The 3,773-nt window shown below is 38.9% G+C and carries 4 protein-coding genes and 1 pseudogene; 1 reads left to right on the forward strand and 4 read right to left on the reverse strand.

From position 1 onward, the window contains the following. Positions 1-467, forward strand: a pseudogene (locus QMA35_RS20995) (hypothetical protein); the annotation flags it as partial. Between the two features lie 207 nt (positions 468-674). Here the strand turns inward: QMA35_RS20995 and QMA35_RS21000 are convergent. From QMA35_RS21000 to QMA35_RS21015, 4 genes are all read right to left on the reverse strand, one after another. Then, positions 675-1,085, reverse strand: coding sequence for a hypothetical protein (locus tag QMA35_RS21000; protein WP_281649094.1), 411 nt, complete (start codon positions 1,083-1,085; stop codon positions 675-677). A gap of 78 nt (positions 1,086-1,163) precedes the next feature. Continuing rightward, positions 1,164-1,640: a hypothetical protein gene (locus QMA35_RS21005; protein WP_281649095.1), complete on the reverse strand. Its 477-nt coding sequence runs from the start codon at positions 1,638-1,640 to the stop codon at positions 1,164-1,166. Between the two features lie 91 nt (positions 1,641-1,731). Next, entirely contained in the window at positions 1,732-2,295 is a 564-nt protein-coding gene (locus QMA35_RS21010) for a GNAT family N-acetyltransferase (RefSeq protein ID WP_281649096.1), read from the reverse strand. Between the two features lie 89 nt (positions 2,296-2,384). Beyond that, a complete protein-coding gene (locus QMA35_RS21015; RefSeq protein ID WP_281649097.1) occupies positions 2,385-3,626 on the reverse strand; it encodes a hypothetical protein in 1,242 nt (413 codons plus the stop codon). Positions 3,627-3,773 lie beyond the last annotated feature (147 nt).

Here is a 3,773-nt window from a genome sequence, read left to right on the forward strand (position 1 = left end):
TTTTCCGGGAATCCCGCAAAGGACAGCGGGGGTTGGGTGCTGAAGCCCGCAAACGAGGTGGTCGATCCAGGCGCAAGAAAAAGCCGTCGGAGAATGCCAGTGAAAAGTCAGGAACAATCAGAAAAATTCCCGTCATGGTGGCCTGCGACCGTCAGCAACATGTAACCGATGCCGTTCTCGAACATGTGAGTAACGATGAACTCTTCACGCAACTGGCAGACCAACTCAACGTGACGCTGAAAGAGTTGGTCACATTCAAACAGTCAACGCTTATCACAGTGAGCTCAAACGTTGTATCAATGGTTTTTTCACAGGTGTGGCAACAAATATTTATCGCGCTATCTGGGCTGGAAACGATTTTTAAAGACACATATCTTCTCGGAAGAGAGTTTGTTAGATCAGGAAGCATCCCATTGGCTCAACCCACATTTATTGTGAACAGAGCCTATCTTCTTCATAAGCGTTGATAAAGCTTGTGTATTCTGTTTCATAAGCAGCTTTCTGCTCTTCAAAATGTAAAAGACTATCTTCATGGGTCATTTCTTTTACACTTGATTTGAAGTTACTCACTGCTTTTTCTATATCGTTACTCATAACTTCCTTGGTGAACCTAACGCCTGCATGTGGGGCGCCGAAGGCGTCCCAGGAGCGAAGCGACGCACACCATGCACTTGTTATGTGATTTTTAGGATGCAGTTTTTTTGATTGTTATCTGGCTTACCTGTGATGTTGTAGGTATTTCCAGTTTTAACATCAATTTCAGTCTTTCCAGGGAGAAGGATTTTCCCATATGTGGTGGATATTTCACACATGACTTTGATATTTCTAATTCCAGTTGGAACTGTTGCAGTTGTTCCCATTTTAAAGGGTTCGGTCCATAGCAATTCTCCGTCATCAACCTGTCGGATATAGATTGTTAATATATCTGAGTTTTCACCTACGATATATCCTTCATTTTTGTATGCTTTGACAACTGTTATTTTTTGGTCGTCTTGAGCTCGATAATATTCTCGATTTATATCTCTTGCACCACAAGCAGAAATCATCAAGCAGGAAAGTAAAAGTGATATTTTTATTATTCTCAAAGGTTGACTCCTTCACATAACGCCCCCATCAAGCGCCGCCGAAGGCGGTCGCTTGGATGGGCTTGTTATATTTCTTGTTCAATTCGACTCGATTAATCTGGTGTAAGCTAATGCTGGTTTATTTGAATATTCATCATTACACTCTTTGGGAGTTTTGGAAATGAGTTTATTCGCAATTTTTTGAGAGATAATATTATCTTTCCCAACAATAGCTTCTAGATAAAATTTATTTACATTGTTGCGAGCAAATCCATTCTTTAACTCAGCAATACTTTTTTCCAGAATTTCGGTTGCATTACCGTTGTTTTGATATTTTTCAGGAACAGCATATCCAATATTTAAGCAAGGCAAACCATTGATAGGTTCGACTAAGACAAATACTGCGTATGATCTAATCCGTTGATGCTTTATTTTGGCATATGTAAAACGTGTGTGACCATCAGGTTGGTCAACATGTATTACCAAATCACGTGATAGCTCACATTTTTGAAACTCGACTAAATTTTTGTCGATGGCTTTTTGTAACTCTTGCAATCCAACCATTGGATCAGTCATGTTTGTCATACACACCTCGTAATTGTATGAACTCGCGTGAAATATAACGCCTGCTTAAGGGGCGCCGTAGGCGTCCCATTTGAAGCACTTGTTACACGGCGGTTGCTACCCACTGTGATTGTTTGATTTTAAATAAACTGTGCTCTCTGAGTTTGTGACCTTCAGGTAATGCTGGATGATCAAAATTTGATGGTTGTTTGGTCATACCTAGCCTTTTCATCACAGCTAATGAGCGAACATTATCTTTGACCGTAAAGGAAAGAACTTCATCGAGCTTTAGCTGCGTAAAAGCTACATTTAGAGAAGCTTGTGCTGCCTCAGTTACGAACCCTTTGCCCCAATGAGCAGGACTTAACCGCCAACCGATCTCAACACAGGGAGAAAATGGTAAATCGTCACTTGGAACATGCAACCCCGTAAAGCCAATAAAGCGGCCTGAGGATTTCTCTTCAAGAGCCCAAAACCCCCAACCTCTCTCAGCGATGAGTGATTGACAAATTTTTGCTCTTTCATCACTCTCAAACTTGCTCAAAAGGTCTGGAAAAAATTCCATGACTCTTTCATCAGAATTTATAACGGCAAAAGGTTCAAAATCACTTTCTCTCCATTGACGGAGAAGTAACCGCTTGGTTTCAATCTCTATTATTTCTGACATTTAACTCAACGTGAAGATTACTCAAAGTTTGATTCAGCCGTGTAACGCCTGCTTAAGGGGCGCCGTAGGCGTCCCATTTGAAGCACTTGTTAGGCGCTATCCGATTGCTTGAATCCAGCACTAACTGCGGCTGTAGTTATATTTATAAATTCAGATCTATCCTGATCATTATACATTGTATTTTCAGCTAAACTGTGTTCAATATCTTGAACTCTATGAGATAGAGTTTTCGCTTCATCTTTAGTAATATGTGCCAAAACTAGTCTTAAAGTATCTATGCATGTTTCTACTTCTATCCAATCAACTTTGGCTAATTCTATACAGGCAGAAATTAAATCATTTACAACTGATTTGGGTTTACCAGCATACATTGCAACATCACTTAAAGCTTTGGATTTATTTATTTGATATAACCGTTCAAATAATATGTTTTTTGTACAAGTGTCAGTGTGATCGTGACCTGAAAGAAGAGAAGAATAAGCACAAACTGCCCCTATAGTAAGGGGGATTCTTCGGATATATGCCGTGCTTTCCATACCTTGAACTAGACCATTGAACGGGTTCATTACATAGAATCGATGAAAATATTCACACACATTAGAAATGTTAAAATAAGATACTTCAAACCCTTCTTCTACTAGTATTTCAAACAGGCTACTCATATCTTCTTTTGAAAAATAGTTTGCTTCTATGGCTTGTATATGACATTCACGTAAGGCAGATTGAAATTCTTCCAATCGCCTTTGTGATGAAAAGCAATGTAATTCACCCATTGCTTCTTTATATTCATCAGCTGACTTTAAAAGTCCTGGCTCATCTACATCTGTAGCACATCCTCTTCTCTTTAAAGATTCTAAAGATGTCTTTATTATCTCATGATACTTTCTAGTACTTATTGAGCTTGTATCAGATATTTTTTTTATCAACTCTCCAATATATGTTAAAAGAACAGGGTCACAATCAACTTGTATTATTAATTTGGATACGAGTGAAAGTTCCGGAATACACGATAGCAAACCTGACTCACCAGTTATAATTGACACTTTTCTTTCATTTACCAAGCATGTTTCACTAATCTTAGCTATAGTTTTTGCCAATGAAACTTGGTTACTATTAAAAGCTCTAGGATACTCGTTCGTGAAGCAGAAACCACTTTTTAGAGAATGGTTTGCTATGTTTGAAACAGGAAAACGGCTTGCAAGCCTATCAGCAACTTTGCAAACTTTGTGACCGGAAAAATCACTAAATAACTCAGGCTTCGCCTCGAAAGTACAATATTTTCTTACTATACTCTCTGTTCTTTTTTCCAATAAAGGTAAACCATAATTCATTTTTCAATCACATCCCTGTAGACTATTTCCTTTACTTAGACAATCTCCTTATTATTTAGTTCAAATATAACTGTATGAATGATTTTGCGCCTAACGCGAAGTTGTGGGGCGCCGAAGGCGTCCCAGGCAGCTTGCTGCCGAACACCA

Origin of the sequence: Parendozoicomonas sp. Alg238-R29 (assembly GCF_947331445.1) — a bacterium.
GTDB lineage: Bacteria > Pseudomonadota > Gammaproteobacteria > Pseudomonadales > Endozoicomonadaceae > Sansalvadorimonas.

Bases quoted from the DNA above. Each gene is read 5' to 3' on its own strand.
- QMA35_RS21005 (WP_281649095.1), bottom strand. From the start codon at position 1,640: ATGACTGATCCAATGGTTGGATTGCAAGAGTTACAAAAAGCCATCGAC.
- QMA35_RS21010 (WP_281649096.1), bottom strand. From the start codon at position 2,295: ATGTCAGAAATAATAGAGATTGAAACCAAGCGGTTACTTCTCCGTCAA.
- QMA35_RS21015 (WP_281649097.1), bottom strand. From the start codon at position 3,626: ATGAATTATGGTTTACCTTTATTGGAAAAAAGAACAGAGAGTATAGTA.